Annotated in this window: 11 protein-coding genes; 9 read left to right on the top strand and 2 right to left on the bottom strand. The window is 38.0% G+C overall.

Annotation, left to right across the window (positions count from 1 at the left end; translation table 11 throughout):
• The first annotated feature begins 3 nt into the window (after positions 1 to 3).
• A complete protein-coding gene (locus tag OOZ15_RS04320; RefSeq protein WP_265954603.1) occupies positions 4 to 2,343 on the top strand; it encodes a GumC family protein in 2,340 nt (779 codons plus the stop codon).
• Between the two features lie 428 nt (positions 2,344 to 2,771).
• Here the strand turns inward: OOZ15_RS04320 and OOZ15_RS04315 are convergent, their stop codons facing one another.
• Positions 2,772 to 3,290: a hypothetical protein gene (locus OOZ15_RS04315; protein ID WP_265954602.1), complete on the bottom strand. Its 519-nt coding sequence runs from the start codon at positions 3,288 to 3,290 to the stop codon at positions 2,772 to 2,774.
• A 357-nt stretch (positions 3,291 to 3,647) separates the two neighbouring features.
• Between OOZ15_RS04315 and OOZ15_RS04310 the strand changes: the two genes are divergently transcribed.
• Entirely contained in the window at positions 3,648 to 4,679 is a 1,032-nt protein-coding gene (locus tag OOZ15_RS04310; RefSeq protein ID WP_265954601.1) for a LacI family DNA-binding transcriptional regulator, read from the top strand.
• Between the two features lie 264 nt (positions 4,680 to 4,943).
• Here OOZ15_RS04310 and OOZ15_RS04305 read toward each other — a convergent pair whose 3' ends face one another.
• Positions 4,944 to 6,683, bottom strand: a complete 1,740-nt coding sequence (locus OOZ15_RS04305; protein WP_265954599.1) for a glycoside hydrolase family 43 protein — start codon at positions 6,681 to 6,683, stop codon at positions 4,944 to 4,946.
• A 614-nt stretch (positions 6,684 to 7,297) separates the two neighbouring features.
• Here OOZ15_RS04305 and OOZ15_RS04300 point away from each other — a divergent pair.
• The 7 genes from OOZ15_RS04300 (at position 7,298) to OOZ15_RS04270 (ending at position 16,217) form a co-directional block, all read left to right on the top strand.
• Positions 7,298 to 8,245: a FecR family protein gene (locus tag OOZ15_RS04300; protein ID WP_265954597.1), complete on the top strand. Its 948-nt coding sequence runs from the start codon at positions 7,298 to 7,300 to the stop codon at positions 8,243 to 8,245.
• Positions 8,246 to 8,357: 112 nt separating this feature from the next.
• Positions 8,358 to 11,891 carry a SusC/RagA family TonB-linked outer membrane protein gene (locus OOZ15_RS04295; protein ID WP_265954595.1) on the top strand — a complete coding sequence of 1,178 codons (3,534 nt, stop codon included), beginning with the start codon at positions 8,358 to 8,360 and terminating at the stop codon, positions 11,889 to 11,891.
• Positions 11,892 to 11,910: 19 nt separating this feature from the next.
• The gene (locus OOZ15_RS04290; RefSeq protein ID WP_265954593.1) at positions 11,911 to 13,344 is read left to right on the top strand and encodes a SusD/RagB family nutrient-binding outer membrane lipoprotein; all 1,434 of its coding nucleotides are present in this window, start codon (positions 11,911 to 11,913) and stop codon (positions 13,342 to 13,344) included.
• Between the two features lie 19 nt (positions 13,345 to 13,363).
• Positions 13,364 to 14,938 carry a calcineurin-like phosphoesterase family protein gene (locus OOZ15_RS04285; RefSeq protein WP_265954592.1) on the top strand — a complete coding sequence of 525 codons (1,575 nt, stop codon included), beginning with the start codon at positions 13,364 to 13,366 and terminating at the stop codon, positions 14,936 to 14,938.
• Between the two features lie 182 nt (positions 14,939 to 15,120).
• A complete protein-coding gene (locus OOZ15_RS04280; protein WP_265954591.1) occupies positions 15,121 to 15,669 on the top strand; it encodes an RNA polymerase sigma-70 factor in 549 nt (182 codons plus the stop codon).
• A gap of 63 nt (positions 15,670 to 15,732) precedes the next feature.
• On the top strand, positions 15,733 to 15,960 hold the full coding sequence (locus tag OOZ15_RS04275) for a DUF2683 family protein (RefSeq protein WP_265954590.1): 228 nt from the start codon (positions 15,733 to 15,735) through the stop codon (positions 15,958 to 15,960).
• A complete protein-coding gene (locus tag OOZ15_RS04270) occupies positions 15,936 to 16,217 on the top strand; it encodes a Txe/YoeB family addiction module toxin (RefSeq protein WP_265954589.1) in 282 nt (93 codons plus the stop codon). Before OOZ15_RS04275 ends, OOZ15_RS04270 begins: the two co-directional genes overlap by 25 nt.
• Positions 16,218 to 16,274 lie beyond the last annotated feature (57 nt).

Raw genomic sequence — 16,274 nt, 5'->3', positions numbered from 1 at the left:
ATTATGAGTAACATGAATGAAATACCGATAAAATCATCAAAGATCAATGTAAAGGAACTTATCAGACCCTATGTAAAGAATTGGTACTGGTTCGTGATAAGCCTGTTACTGTTTGGATTATTGGCATACGCTTATTTGAGATATTCCAAGCCGGTTTTTATGGCACAATCTACAATTATGATTGCCGAAGAAGAAAAAGTATCACCGGAAGCTTCAATTTTAGAAGGGTTATCACCGGAATCATTCAACAGCAAAAAAGTGGATGGGGAAATTCAAGTGCTGAGGTCGAGGGAGCTTATGCAACAAGTGGTTGAAGAATTAGGGCTGAATGTTCAATATTTTGCTACCGGTAGAATTAACGATAGTGAAATATATTCCAATCCGCCTTTTAAGGTCAATTACCTTCAACCGGATTCGATTATCAATAATTCGTCTTCCGCATTTGAAATAAGAGTACTTTCCAATACAAGTTTTGAGTATAGTACAGAGGGTAAAACCCCAAAGAAATACCTTTTTGGAGAGAATGTACCTAACCGTTTGGGAAATACCATTCTTATCCCTAGAGAAGAACATATAAAAAATTATATAGGTGCTGTGGTTAAAGTAAAGGTAAGTCCGTTAAGCGCAATTAGGGAATATTACAGAGACAAACTGGCTGTTACTCCAATGGAAAAAAGTTCTAATATTATTTCCGTGAGTTTGACAGATCAGGTTCAGAAAAAAGCAGTTGATATAGTCAATAAACTTGTTGAAATTTATAATGAAAATTCTATAGAACAGAAGAATAGTGTGGCAATAACGACTTCGGAATTTATTGATGAACGTATCAAGTTGGTTGCTTCCGATCTTTCAGAAGTCGACTTGACAAAAGAGCACTTTAAAGTAGGGAATAAGTTGACTGATATCACTTCTGAAGCCGGTATATTTTTAGAGACGGGTGCTCAAACAGAACAAAATCTGATTCAGGTAGGAACAGAACTCAACACTGTGAATTTTATGAGTGAGTATGTTGAAGATCAAAACCGTTATGAACTGCTCCCGACCAATATAGGGTTATCAGACCCGAATTTGTCAACAATAACATCTAAATATAACGAATTGATACTGGAGCGACAACGCTTGCTGAAAACCTCAGGAGAAAACAACCCTATTGTTGTGCAGTTGGATCAACAATTGAGCGGCTTGAAATCTTCTATGAGACAGAGTTTGGGGAATTTAAAGAGCACACTGGGCATTAAGGCGAGAAATTTAAGGGCGCAAGAAGGCTTGATCAATTCCAGGATATCCTCTGTGCCGGGGCAGGAAAGAAAGAATAGGGATATACAACGACAGCAAGATATCAAGGAGGCTATTTATTTATACTTGCTTCAGAAAAGAGAAGAATCTGCCATATCGATGGCGGCAACTTCACCGAACGCTACGGTAATAGAACCTGCATACAACAGTTATAATCCTGTTTCATCAGGAAAAAAGATCTATATGGGAGCTGCTTTTCTAGGATTGCTAATTCCCTTTGGATTTATATATATCAAAAGACTTTTCGACACCAAGATCCATAAAAAAGCCGATGTGTTAGATGAAATCCCAAACATTTCAGTCATCGCTCAATTACCACATATCGAAAAGAGATTGGAAAAAACGATCAAGATCAACGACCGTTCTGTTTTAGCAGAGTCTTTTCGTGTTTTGAGAACGAATATTGATTATATGATCAACAAAAAGACGAATGACAAAGGGGAAGTTATATACATCACTTCGTCGATTAAGGGTGAAGGGAAATCTTTTGTTTCTTATAATTTAGCATCGATTTATGCCTATTCCAACAAAAAAGTATTGTTGGTTGGGGCTGATATAAGAAAACCCAGCCTTTCCCATTTCATCAAAAACAGCTCTAAAATCGGACTTTCGGAATATCTACATGGCGATGTTGACGTAGAAGATATCATAAAACCGGTATTGTCTTTTAGTGACCTGGATGTGATCCAATCGGGAAAAATACCCCCAAATTCGGCCGAATTGTTGATGAACAAGCGTTTGGGTGAATTATTTGATTATGCCCGCGAGCATTATGACATCATCATTGTTGATACTGCACCTTCTATGATGGTAACAGATACAGTGATGATCGGAGCTCACGCAGATCGGGCCATTTACATTGTCCGTGCAGGTTATACCGATAGATCATTATTGGGATTTGTAAAAGAACTCTACAAAGATCAAAAATTGAAAAACATGGCAGTAATAGTCAACGATGTCAAGTCAGCCGAATTGGGTTATGGTACCCGTTATGGTTACGGATATATGATGGAGCCCACCAAGAAGCGACGTTTGTCTTTCAGGTAAAACAGTTTCATTATAAATTTTGTATCTTATAGAAAACGATTCTATGATGCAATTTGATCTTCTCTTTATATTATTTCAAGCTCAGGAGGGTATTCCCAAACCGGGTAACAACGAACCGATTGACCTGCGGTCGAGGGAAGATTTGATTATCTATATTATTTTACCGCTCGTTTTTCTTATTCTCTATTTGATATGGAGATTCAAAAAACGTCGTAAATCTGATGGAGATTAACCTAAAATCCCACTAAGTGGGTCTTATTCCCTCCCGAAGCATTGAGACTCTGCATCGAAAAGGGTTAAGATTTGTTTGTTTGAATACCTCAGTCCCGATAACTATCGGGATGTTCCAGATAGTTAATTTTTCAAAAACTAAAAAGCCTGCACGTTTTTTATGCAGGCTTTTTAGTTGGTTAATTGAATGTTTCAATTTATGCAGGCTTTCTTGCTGGTTGATGTTGTAACTTTTTATAGGCTGCTTCTTTGTCAGTGTTTGTTGTATCATAAACCTTTTCCGACAAAACAGGACATTTAAACCTTTTGAACAGTTGATTGAAATAGCGTTCTAGATCGTTGTCAGATTTAATAATACACGCAGTTTGATCTATTCTTTCCCTGCTTTCCCAATCTGCATTTGTGTATCTGGGCATGGCCAATACAGTATTGTAAATTTGTTGTTCAGAAAAGTCATAAAACACACATACTGAAATATACTCAAACCGGTCGGATTTGAATAGGATTGATATTCCCGTGCAAGAAATTTCACCTTCAACAAATGTTAAACCTTGTTGTTTGTAGTCAAAACACAGGCAATTTTTCATTTCGCCCAAAAAACTTTCGTCAATAGTTTGAACAAAATAGTTAGGCGAATAGAAAAGGTCAAAATCTGAATCTAAGGGTGGAAACCCAAAGGTTTTGCTTAAAATTTCTCTAAGATGTTTTTTGGTCATGTCTTAAATTGTTTGAGAAGTATATTGAATAAAGGTTGAGAACTCTGTTCAATATAATTCGTTAGTTGATTTTTTAGACAGCAACCACATGTAAAGGTCTTGTTTTACAATGTGTTAGATGTTCGTTAGCTTTATGAGTAAAGTTAAAAAATGATGTGCTCAAATACCATTTTAAAAACCATATTACAATAATGATAGCCTATTTTGATAAAGTCACTAAAACATGATGTTTGTATGTAATTATTTCACTATAAGTAAGTTATGCTTGTTTTTGACAATAACTTAAAACCTACTCAATCGGTTAAGTAAAAAATTGAAAAGATGTGTTAATTTAAATAGATATTTTATCTTTATGATGTGAAAAAATCGATTACATTAAAAGATATAGCCCAGCATTTTAAGGTCTCGGTTTCTACAGTTTCAAAAGCACTGAAGGACAGTCATGATATTAGTGTTGAAATGAAAAAAAAGATAGACGATTATGCTAAAGCACATAATTACAGGCCTAATCCTTATGCGGTTAATCTTAGGAAAAAGGAGAACAAGACCATAGGGGTAATTATTCCTAATATTCTCAATTACTTTTTTGCACAGGTTTTTAGTGGCATAGAGAAAGTGGCTAATGAAAAAGGGTATAATCTTATTAGTTGTATTTCTAATGAGTCTTTGGCTAAAGAGAGAAATACCATTGAGATCTTGGAAAAAGGTTTGGTATCGGGTTTATTGATCTCGTTAGCGGAGGGAACCGAGAAGTCCAACGATCACGAACACCTTATATCTTTTGCTGAAAATGGTATTCCTATTGTGATGTTCGATAGGGTAACAGACGATATTGAATGCGATAAGGTTATTGTGGATGATTATTTAGGGGCGTATAATGCCGTTGAATATCTTGTGAAATCAGGATGTAAGAACATAGCTGTAATATCTCCATTGGATAACCTGAATATAGGTAAACAACGTTTAAAAGGATATACTGAAGCGCTTAAAGCCCATAATTTGGAGGTAAATCCGAATTTAATCGTTAAGATTTTCGATCTCGAATTGTTTACGGCCGAAATAAGGGCGTTGCTCACCCGTAACAAAGTTGATGCTATTCTGGGATTGGAAGAATTTAGTGCGATAAACGCCATGAATATAGCTGTGTCGTTAGGTCATAAAATACCCGATGATATTTCCATTATAGGTTTTACCAATGGTCAGCTTCCCAAACATGTGTCGCCTAAAGTAACCTCCATTAGTCAGCATGGGAAATATATAGGTGAATTGGCTACAAAAAAACTTATTGAACGCATAGAAGGAAAAGAAGACGATAAACCCGAATATGTCACCCATAAATTAAAAACCTCCCTGATTCTCAGGGAATCTACCAGGAGTATTCCGGAGTAATTCTATTCTTACTTTATTTGCATATCCGCAAAATAAAACTGGAATTAAAATGTCACGTCGAGCCTGCCTTTGTCGGCAGACAGGTGCAGTCGAGATGCTTTTGTTTGACCCTTCGACTGCGCTCAAGGGGACAAAAACAAACTTATAGGTCATAGACGGACCATCATTTCACTTTATAAATGATACTATCCCAAAAAGTGTGTAAACTAAAGAGATTGCTCCTTTAAGACAGCCCCTTCAATCATGTTTTGTTGCTTACCAGTATTATTCAGGCTGAATGTCATTAGCATTAGTAGCATATAGGCCTAACAAACATCCGGTAAAACCACCGGCTACATCAGTTGAAAGGATATCACCGGAAACAGTACCGCCTAAATTTTTGAACTCATTTCCATCAAGTGAGTATGTGAATTCATATTTATCCCCATCAGCGGAAATTCTCAATTTCACCGGGTTCTTTAAGTCTATTTTAGTGCTAGCTATAACATCAGAAATAATATCACCATGTCTGTTTGGCCATTTATTTTTCTCCAAAACAAGGTAATAATCTTTATTTTTTTTAGTAATGCCGAATACATAATTAGACCCTTCGTTCTGCAAAGCAACCACACCTGCCAAATCTTTTTCGGATTTTGGCTTATAATCTAAGGTTGTTGAGAATGAGAAAGTCCTATGTTGTTGTCTGTAAAACAAAGTGGAAGTTGGTTTTACTTCCTTGATATTTGTTTCAAATGGGTAGATTTCCAAACCTTTTTTTGTTGTCTCAATAAATTCTTCCCTTGGACCTCTTAAACCTATCCATCTATAGTCAAGTTTATCAGAAGCAAAATTTTCGGTGAAAGTGAAATTCCCATTTGGTACAAAACCATTCCGGTCTGTTTTGTTTTCAACGCCTTCTGGCATTTTTAATTTGGGTTCCAAAGGAATTAACCCATTTTCAAACACAGGGAATTCCCCTGACCAGTCTACAGGTAAAATAAAAGTTTCACGACCGGTATTAACCCTGTTTTCTTCATTGGGTCTAACAGCTAAGAAAACACCATAATATTGGTCGTTTGGTCCCTTTATCAAATCGGCATGTCCGGCCCAATCCACTTTATTTTCACGATCTTTTCCAAAATACCGCTGTGTTAAAATGGGATTGCTCGGCGCAGGGATGTATAGGCCTTTGGGACTGTCACTTTTAAAGATAACCTCGCTGTGCCAATCTCCGGTTCCGCCTTCAGCACACATCAAATAATAGCTGCCATCTTTTTTGTAAAGGTGGGGTGCTTCAATCCATATAGGCTTTTGGGTAATGTCTACACCGCCATCCACTATAATTTTATCGCTTCCGGGAATGACCCTGTCATTTTCAAGGTCGTATTCCCAGATTTTGATAACACGATGACCGTTGTATAATTCTTTGCCTTTGTCCGGAGCATCGTTGTGGACAATATAGCCTTTTCCATCGTCATCAAAGAAAATAGAAGGATCAATTCCACCAAAATCGAGTTTGATTGGGCTGCCCCAACCTTTCATGGGATCTTTTGTTTTTACAATAATGTTGCCAAGCCCCCCTGAAAATGCAGTTACAATCATATAGAAAGTGTCATTGTGTGGATTGTATGTAATACCGGGGGCATAAACACCTTCGCTAATACCCGAATCGTCTGGATTGAATTCAGTAACATCATCTAAAACCCCTCCAAGATCCGTCCAGTTTACCAAATCCTTTGAGTGAAAAATCGGTACCCCCGGAAACATAGCAAAAGAGGAACAAACCATGTAATAGTCATCACCTTTTCTTGTGATGGCAGGATCGGGATAGCACCCTTGTAATATGGGCGTATAAAATTCTCCTTCATTTAATGGGATTTTATTATAAACATCATCATTGCCTTCATAAACAGCATTGATAAATAAAGCAGGGTTTTTGGATTTCCCCTTTTTTGTTTGGCCATTAACTTCTGAAGAAGCTAACGTTACACCCAAGCATAAAAGTAATATTTTAATTTTTTTCATTGTTTAAATTTTAATAATGAAATTGAAGTTATGATTTAGTTGATTTATTCTATATGTTCTTTTTCTGTAGGGTCACTTTAGTCTTCTTTAATGACTGCATCTTGCGCTTGTACAAAACAAGTGGATAGCAATAAAGCAATTAGCAATACTAAGTGTTTCATGATTTTGTTGTTAGTTAGTTTTAAAAAAACATCTGATTTACAATGTGTTAGGTGTTTTTTAGCTTAATAAGTAAAGTAAAAAAATGATGAGATAGGGTGCTAATTTTAAGATAATATGTTGCTATGGAGTTTTTTGTTTTTAAGGATTCAATCGTATTCATAATGTTTTTTTAACTAACTGATTATTATTTCATTATAGATATTTTTTTAATGATTGTTTAAAATTACTCAATCGGTTGAGTAAAAAAATGAAGAAGTATTGATTTAACATTTTATATTTATTAAAATGAAAAAAAGATAATTGGTTATGCTGAAGGATCAAATCCCTTAACTTTAATTTAATAAGAGGGCTCCTTATATAAACAAATGGTTAAATAAAGGTTTTTTGATGTTTTTCAACTACGTGTACCGGTCGTTATAAGGTATTTATAATTGAATACCTATACATACCACATGAAGGAAAAGGAGTTTAAAAAACTTTTAAAAAAATACAACAGCGGGAAGGTAAGCCATAAAGAAAAGGCATTGCTGGATGCGTTTAGTGATCATTTTATCCATAAAAACAAGCCGGTTTTTGAAGGTGAATTGCACAAAAAGCAAGTTCACGCAGATATCTACAAAGGCGTTAAAAGAAATATTCGAAGCAAGGGTGTAAATTGGTACAGTATAGCAGCTTCCATCATTGTGATACTTGGGATAAGCCTGATATCTTGGTTCGCTTTTACCGGGGAAAACACTTCTTATACAACAGTTGTTACAAAAGACAATGAAATAAAAGAGATCACACTTACCGATGGGAGTATAGTGACCTTAAACCGTAACAGCATTTTAGAGTTTCCAGAAGAATTCAGTAAAGATAAGCGTCAGGTGAAATTGACCGGAGAGGCCTTTTTTAAGGTGGAAAAAGACAAAAACCGACCGTTTAGAGTGACTAGCAACGAGGTGATGACCACGGTACTGGGAACGCAGTTCAATATTTATTCATCAAAAAAAGAGGTTTCGGTCTCATTGGTAGAAGGTTTAGTAGATGTAAAGGGGTTAGGGGCTTCAAAAATTTTGAAACCCAAACAAAAAATAAGCTTTGATCTAACCAACAAGAAAATAACCACCGAAACTTTTGACCCTAAAAACGAATTGTTATGGATGTCCGATAATCTCAGTTTTGACAACACTTCTTTAAAAGAAATAGGGGAGGTGCTGGAAAAGAAATTTGGTGTTTCCATCATGTTTAGCACTTCCGAAATGGAAAATGTGAGGGTGAGTGGAACTTTCAAAAACCAAAGCCTGACGTCAATTTTACTTGCTGTTACAGAGACGATAAACCTTAAGTATAAACGAACACTTAAAAACCAAATATTAATCTATAACCCTCAACAAGACAATGAAAACATAAAGGAATAAAAAAAGGAAGTGCAGCAACACTTCCTTCGTCAGAATAACCATAACAAGTTTTTAAATGTATCAGAAAAACACAAATCAAATAAATGTTAATTGATTAAACCGCAATAAAAATATGAAAAAAAACGCTTATAAATGGCATAAACTCATTATGCGTATTTCTTCCTTATACATAGTAATCGTTTTAGGATTACATGGTTTGTTTGCCACCGAGATGAACGGACAGGCATTGAGAAAATCGAATATTGTTTTAAACAAGAGTAACTATAAACTTGAAGAGCTCTTCCGTTTTATAGAAGAGAACACCGCATATAATTTTGTTGTTTCCGAAGAACAATTGGACTTATCAGCTTCTGTGGAAACACTTTCAGGAGAGGTTAATTTGCTTCATTTATTGGAAGCGATCTCCAAAGATGAACAATTACGCTTTTATCGCGTAAACGAGCTCATCAGTGTATCGAAAATAAAGAAATTCCCTATTCGTGAAAAAATACAGGTCATAGAGCAAATGACTGTAACAGGTGTGGTTACCGATCAAGACGGAGTGCCCTTACCGGGGGCTACGGTTCAGGTAAATGATGCCACTTCGGGAGTAGTAACCGATTTTAGCGGGAATTTTACCATCAATGCTAGTAAAGGCGATGTTTTGAGAGTCACTTATGTAGGTTTTTCCGAAGGAACAGTAACCGTAGGAGATGAGGATTTTTACCAAATTGAGCTTCAGCAAGATGTTTCTCAGTTAGATGAAGTCGTTGTAACTGCTTTAGGAATAAAAAGAGAAGAAAAGAAATTGGGATTTGTACAACAAACGGTATCTTCGGAACAACTTACCGATGCCAGACCCAACAACTGGTCTGAGGCCTTGAGGGGTAAAGTTCCCGGATTGACGATCAATGGTCTTGGAGGACCTATCAGCTCTCAACAAGTAATCCTCAGAGGGAATAACTCTTTAGATCCCGGAAATAATGGGGCACTGATTGTTATTGATGGAATTCCGATTCAAAACGAATTTCCCGGTTCGGGAGCATCCAATGGTTATATGGGAGGGGCTGCCAGCAATGATACCCCGGTAGACTATGGAAATGCGATTTCCGATCTTAATCCTGATGATATTGAAGATATTTCTGTGCTAAAAGGACCTGCGGCATCTGCATTATATGGATATCAAGCAGCCAATGGGGCGGTTGTGATCACCACTAAATCCGGGAAAAAACAAAAAGGATTAGGGGTGACCATTAGCTCAAATACGAAGTTTGACGTTATCACCCGTACTCCTGACTGGCAATATGAATATGGACAAGGAAGTGGAAAAGGGAGTTATGTAAAACCGGAAACTGATGAAAATGGAAATCCGGTGCCGTATAACGATCGCCTGTATTATACTTATGGGGCGTCAGAAGACGGAAGAAGTACTGGGGGAAGTAGTAGTGCATTTGGACCTAAGTTTGACGGGCAATATTACTATCAGTATGACCCTGAAGTTGAAGGGCAGTCATTAGAGCGTCAACTTTGGAGACCGTATAAAAATAACAGAAGCGATTTTTGGCGTACTGGGGTGACGCAGACTCAGAACATATCCATCCAAGGTGGAGGTGATAAAGGTTCCATGAGAGGATCTATCACGCGCACAAAGAATGATTGGATTATGCCCAATACGGGATTTGAGCAAACATCCCTTTCCGTAAATGCCAATTACCAAGTTTCAGAACGTGTCAGATTGACTTCTGTGGTGAATTATCGTAAAAAAACGAGCGATAACCTCCCCGGACAAGGATATAACAATCACTCCATCGCTTACTTTATGATTTTTCAAAATCCCAGTGTTGACTTGGCATGGTATGAGCCTATCTGGAAAAAAGGACAGGAACAGGTCGATATGATCCGACCTTATAGTAGCTATATAGACAACCCGTATGCCATGGTATATGAAATCCAAAATAGCTTGGACCAGAATTCGGTGACCGGGAATTTTAAAATGGATATAGACCTGTTTCCTCATGTGAGTTTAATGCTTCGAGGAGCGTTGAACACCTATAACAAGAATATGGATCAAGAACGACCATACGATATAAACCGTTACCCACGTGGGTATTATAGAAAAACCAATGTTTTTAAGCAAGAAATAAACACGGACTTCTTACTGAATTATGCCAATGATTTTGAGAACTTTGAATTGAATGTTAATTTTGGAGGTAACAGTCTTGATTATAAATACTTGCGTCAAGATTCATGGGCAGAAGGATTAGAAATTCCAGGGGAATACAACTTGGTTAATGGGTCTCAACTTTTCACCAGTAAGTTCGATGGGTTTAATAAGGTAAACAGTCTGTATGGAATGGTGAGTTTGGGGTGGCAAGACAAAGTGTTTCTCGATATCACCGGTAGAAACGACTGGAATAGCATGCTTCCGGAAGGGAACCAATCCTATTTCTTTCCCTCTGCAAGTACTGCGATAATTTTAAGTGAGATGTTCAGTATGTCGGAGGTGGTCAGCTTTGTAAAACTAAGAGCCTCTGTAGCTCAGGTAGGGGGAGCAGGACAGTTTGGAAATCGCTATAAGACGAATAAATATTACGGGAGAAGTGACTACCCAGGTTCAGCTATTGCACCGACATCACTTTATAATACCAATTTAAAACCAGAAATAACCACTAACACGGAACTCGGTTTGGACTTCCGCATGTTCGACAATCGGTTGAAATTGGATGCTACGGTATATCAGGCTACCACAAAAAACCAGATTATGACAGCTCCACTTCCCCGATCTTCAGGTTATAGCAGTGTCGCCATTAATGCCGGTGAGGTACAAAACCGAGGGGTGGAATTAATGCTGGATCTCACTCCTGTTAAAACACCGAACTTTAAATGGAACACCACCCTTACATGGGCTAAGAATGAAGGAAAGGTATTGTCGCTCCATGAAAATGCGGAAGAAGGCAGATTCCAATTGTTGAGTTCCTCAGGGGCACGTCTTGTAGCAGAAGAAGGGGGTTCTCCGGCAGCACTTTATGGACGAGGTTTTCAGCGTTCACCAGATGGAGAGGTCTTGTATAATGAAGACGGTTTTCCACTGATGACAGACGATATTATTTATGTAGGTGACACCCAACCTAAATGGGTAGCCGGGTTTATAAATTCCTTTCAGTATAAAAACTTTAGGTTGAGTGCAGTGATAGATGGAAAATATGGAGGGATGATTTATTCACATACCCATCACAAAACAACACAACAAGGAAAGTTGAAACACACCTTGGTAGGTAGAGATGAAGGAGAGCTAGTGGGGCAGGGAGTCGTTGATAATGGTGATGGTACGTATTCACCGAACACCACCCCCATACCCATTGCAGAATATTATAATGTGCATTGGCCATTGGCAAATACTGAAGCTAACTCTTTTGATGCTTCTTTTATAAAGTTGAGGGAGGTTACCTTGGAATATAATTTTACTAAGAGGTTTTTGAAAAACACCGGATTAAACAACTTGACTTTATCGTTGTACGGAAGAAACTTAGCTGTTATTTCTGACTTCCCGATTTATGATCCTGAAGTGGCAGGATTGGCAGGAGGAACCAATATGCACCCAGGTGTTGAGGTTGGGCAAATGCCTGTGCCAACTGAATTTGGGATGAATATTAAAATAGGGTTTTAACCAAAAAAAGAAAAGAAGAATGAAGTTTATAAAATTTACAGTTTTGCTATGTTACCTGTGTTTTTTGACGGTAGCTTGTACAAAAGATTTTGAAGAAACAAATACAAATCCGAATAATCTCAAGGAAGTGACAGCAGGGAGCACACTTAACCCTGTTATTTACGGATTTGCAACAAGAAATGGAGTTCAAGTACGCAATGTAGGCGCTCCATTGATGCAGATGTTCATGCGAACAGACGATTTTATCAATGCACCGGCTTATTACGATCTCGACCAGAACATCGGTGCCGGTCTGTGGAATGATTATTACAAATGGCTCAACAATATAAAAGAGATGGAAATTGCAGCCGTTCGTGATGAAATGCCAAATTACCAGGCAATAGCCTTAACTCTTAGAGCCTACGCTTATTCCATTTTGACAGACACCTTTGGTGATGTTCCCATGATGGAAGCTTTGGGGGCAGAAGAGGATGTTTGGTATCCTGAATTTACGCCACAAGAGGATATTTACACCCAAATACTGGCCGACTTGGAGCAGGCAAATACTTTATATAATGAGGAGACAGGAATGATTTATGTCAGTGATATTCTGTTTGATAATGATGTGACCAAATGGAGAAAATTTACCAATTCCCTACATCTTAGACTGTTGCTTCGTGTTTCCAACCGCTCAGAGACCAATGCGTTTCAGAAAATAATGGCTATGCTCAATGATCCGGGCAAGTACCCGGTTTTTACAACTAACGAAGATGCGGCTGTATTACAGGTCACAGGAGAGGCTCCTTTGCTATCTCCTTGGGACCGTCCTCAGGATTTCGGGGTGTTCAGATATTATTCAGAATTTTTCATCGACAACCTTAACAATTTTGAAGATCCGAGAAGAGGGGTGTATGCTTCTGTAGCAAGAGGATTGAACAATGAAGATTACGGATATATTGGAGAACCGATAGATTTTGTAAATGAGCCACTTCACGACAGCATAGCTACAGCTTCAGGAGTTCTTAGGGATTTGGCAGAAGAACCGCTCATTATTCCGATTTTAAGCTATTCAGAAGTTGAGTTTATCAAAGCTGAAATGGCACAAAGAGGATATACAGCTGATGCAGAAGTACATTATGAAAATGCCGTAAGAGCAGCTATCGAAATGTGGGGAGAAGAGGTGCCTGAAAATTATTTTGACAGTGAATTTACCTCCTATGATGGTAGCTTGGAACGTATTATGCTCCAAAAGTATTTCGGATTGTTCTTTACAGATTACCAAGCGTGGTTTGAACACAGAAGAACAGGACTTCCCCAGTTGCCTACATCACCCACGATGAAAAATAACGCGGAGGTACCTTCAAGGTTCTATTACCCCATTGATGAAGCGGATAGAAACCATCAAAGTTATCAAGAAGCTGTCAACCGAATGGGAGGTGATGAGATCAATGTTAAAGTTTGGTGGGATCAATAAATTGAAATAATAAAAACAGATGAAGACTAAAATATTATTACTTGGTGGTGCCTTGCTATTTTCAACTATAACTATGGCACAATCTACCGTTAAAGGTTATGTGTATGAAGACACAGATCAAAATGGTAAAAAAAGCCGAAGGGAAAAAGGAATTGCACAAGTGGCGGTAACCAACGGAGAACAAGTAGTGTTGACCGATAGTAGTGGGAAATATGAACTTCCGATAGGAGATGATAACATTATTTCGGTTATCAAACCCTCCGGATATGTGGTAGGGACCAATGAAGATAATCTGCCACAATTCTTTTACATCCACAAGCCAAAAGGATCTCCCGAAACAGATTTTAAAGGGGTGGAGCCTACGGGGAGACTTCCAAGATCGGTAGATTTTGGATTAATCCCTGCTGATGAAAACGATCGTTTCACTGTCCTTATTTTTGGTGATCCGCAACCATACACGCTTGAAGAAGTGGATTATTTTGCCCGCGGAATCGTTTCTGAATTAAAAGGAGTTGAGAATGTATCCTTTGGCTTAAGCATGGGCGATTTGGTCGGTAACGATCTCGATTTATTCAATCCTTATATCGAAGCAGTAAAGAATGTTGGTATTCCGTGGTATAATCTTTTGGGGAACCACGACTTGAATTTTGATGCTAAGGAAGATCATCTTTCCGATGAGACCTACGAAGATCATTTTGGTCCGGCTGATTATGCGTTCAACTACGGAAAAGTACACTTTATTGTTTTGGACGATGTGTTATATCCCGACCCACGTGACGGAAAGGGTTATTGGGGTGGCTTTAGGGATGATCAGTTGAAATTTGTGGAGAATGACCTGAAATATGTTCCCAAGGATCATTTGATAGTGCTGGCCTTTCATATTCCTATTAGCGAATCCAATGGGGATCCATATAAAGATGAAGATCGTCAGAAATTGTTTGATCTTCTGAAAGATTATCCGCATACATTGTCACTTTCGGCACATACGCACATCCAGAAACAGGATTTCTTCGGAAAAGAGGAGGGGTGGCATCATAACAATCCACACCATCATTATAATGTGGGTACCACTTCAGGCGACTGGTACTCTGGAAAACATGACGAAAACGGGATTCCAATTTCAGTGATGAGAGATGGAACACCTAAAGGATATGCTTTTATTCATTTTGATGGAAATCAATACAATGTGAAATATAAAGCAGCCGGAAAACCGGAAGACTATCAAATGAAGATTTTCGCACCCAAAGTTGTTGCCAAAGACAGAAATACAAAAGCGGGTATTTATGTCAACTTCTTTATCGGAAGTGAAAATGATGAGGTGTTGTACCGTATTGATGAAGGTGAATGGAAACCCATGCAATATCTAGAAGCCCAAGACCCGTCGTATGAAGCTTTGGTGTATGAATGGGATCTGGCAGAGGAGTTGATGCCAGGAAGAAGGTCGTCCAATCCTATTGATTCTAAGCATTTATGGAGAGGGGGAATCCCTGTGAAATTAGAAGCCGGTGAACATAAAATAGAAGTCAAAGCAACCGATATGTTTGGCAACACCTACACATCGAGTAGCAGTTACAGACTAGAGGAATCTAAATAAATTTGAAGAGTAAGCGCTGAATTGCACTGTAAGAGGGTGGATTTAAGTAAGCGTTTAAATTGTTTTCATTCATTTCGATTTTTTCAAACCCCGTGGCAGCACCACGGGGTTGCTTTTTATTTTCCTTTAAGTTTACGTTTGCTTAACCCAAAGTAGCGTCAGATTTAGTTAATTTGATGCTAATGAAAACCCTCCAGGAAAAAACGACCGATCAATTAATGAACCGCATAAAAAAAGATGATGAAAAAGCCTTTCATTGTCTTTTTGATCGTTATTGGGAATCGCTTTATGTGACGGCAAAATCCATCATTGGTCATGAAGACACGGCAAAGGATATGGTGCAGGAGGTATGGATTGGCTTTTGGGAGCGTAGGAATAAAATAGAGAATACCAACATAGAAGCCTATTTGAAACAGGCGATCAAATTTAGGGTTTTTAAAGAATTACGAAAAACACCTTTAACAGAAGAACACAAGGAATATTTGCAGGAAATATCTTCAGGTAATCATGCAGACGAACAGCTGATTTTTGACCAAACCCGGCATTTGGTTTCCGATTCCATTCAGGAATTGCCCGATCGCTGTCGGGAAGTATTTACCATGAGCAGGGAAGAACAACTGACCAATGCCGAGATAGCCAACCAACTTAATATCTCTAAACGAACGGTGGAAACCCATATATCGCACGCATTAAAAAACCTGCGTTTAAAACTGACTTCATTTCTTTTTTAGGGATAATTTCTATATGGAATAGTATCTGGTGAAAATTATTATCTTTGTTAAAAGGGTAAAAAAATGGCAACAATCACCATAAAAATAAACGAGCGTACAAAAGCAGGGAAAGCCTTTAAGGCTATACTGGAGTATTTTATAAATGAAAGAAAAGGTGTAGAAGTAGTAGGGAAGAGTCCCTATGACCCAAAATTTGTTGCTAAAATACGTCAATCAGAAAAAGAAATAGCAGATGGTAAAACAACCGTAATCGACACCGATGATATATGGGGAAGTTTAGGGTTGAAATAACCAAAAGTGCACATAAGGATATTGAAAAGCACTATAAAAGTGGTAACAAATCTACGATAAATAAAATTTCAGTAATACTAAAAGAACTGGAAAGCCACCCGCGAAAAGGTAGTGGTAAACCGGAACAATTAAAATACGAGCTTTCGGGTTACTGGTCACGACGCATAAATCAAAAAGACCGCTTAGTTTATAAAATAGAGGATGAAATTGTTTCTGTAACTGTAGTTTCTGCAATGGGACATTACAGTGACAAATAGCAAAAGAGGAGGATACCCACAAAAATCCCCTACCAATCTGATAAGGGATTTAAAATG

This window comes from Galbibacter kalidii (genome assembly GCF_026241135.1).
Classification (GTDB): Bacteria; Bacteroidota; Bacteroidia; order Flavobacteriales; family Flavobacteriaceae; genus Galbibacter.
This window is presented reverse-complemented; position numbering and strand designations above follow the sequence as displayed.

Bases quoted from the DNA above. Each gene is read 5' to 3' on its own strand.
- OOZ15_RS04285 (WP_265954592.1), top strand. From the start codon at position 13,364: ATGAAGACTAAAATATTATTACTTGGTGGTGCCTTGCTATTTTCAACT.
- OOZ15_RS04295 (WP_265954595.1), top strand. From the start codon at position 8,358: ATGAAAAAAAACGCTTATAAATGGCATAAACTCATTATGCGTATTTCT.
- OOZ15_RS04315 (WP_265954602.1), bottom strand. From the start codon at position 3,290: ATGACCAAAAAACATCTTAGAGAAATTTTAAGCAAAACCTTTGGGTTT.
- OOZ15_RS04290 (WP_265954593.1), top strand. From the start codon at position 11,911: ATGAAGTTTATAAAATTTACAGTTTTGCTATGTTACCTGTGTTTTTTG.
- OOZ15_RS04320 (WP_265954603.1), top strand. From the start codon at position 4: ATGAGTAACATGAATGAAATACCGATAAAATCATCAAAGATCAATGTA.
- OOZ15_RS04300 (WP_265954597.1), top strand. From the start codon at position 7,298: ATGAAGGAAAAGGAGTTTAAAAAACTTTTAAAAAAATACAACAGCGGG.
- OOZ15_RS04275 (WP_265954590.1), top strand. From the start codon at position 15,733: ATGGCAACAATCACCATAAAAATAAACGAGCGTACAAAAGCAGGGAAA.
- OOZ15_RS04270 (WP_265954589.1), top strand. From the start codon at position 15,936: ATGGGGAAGTTTAGGGTTGAAATAACCAAAAGTGCACATAAGGATATT.
- OOZ15_RS04305 (WP_265954599.1), bottom strand. From the start codon at position 6,683: ATGAAAAAAATTAAAATATTACTTTTATGCTTGGGTGTAACGTTAGCT.
- OOZ15_RS04280 (WP_265954591.1), top strand. From the start codon at position 15,121: ATGAAAACCCTCCAGGAAAAAACGACCGATCAATTAATGAACCGCATA.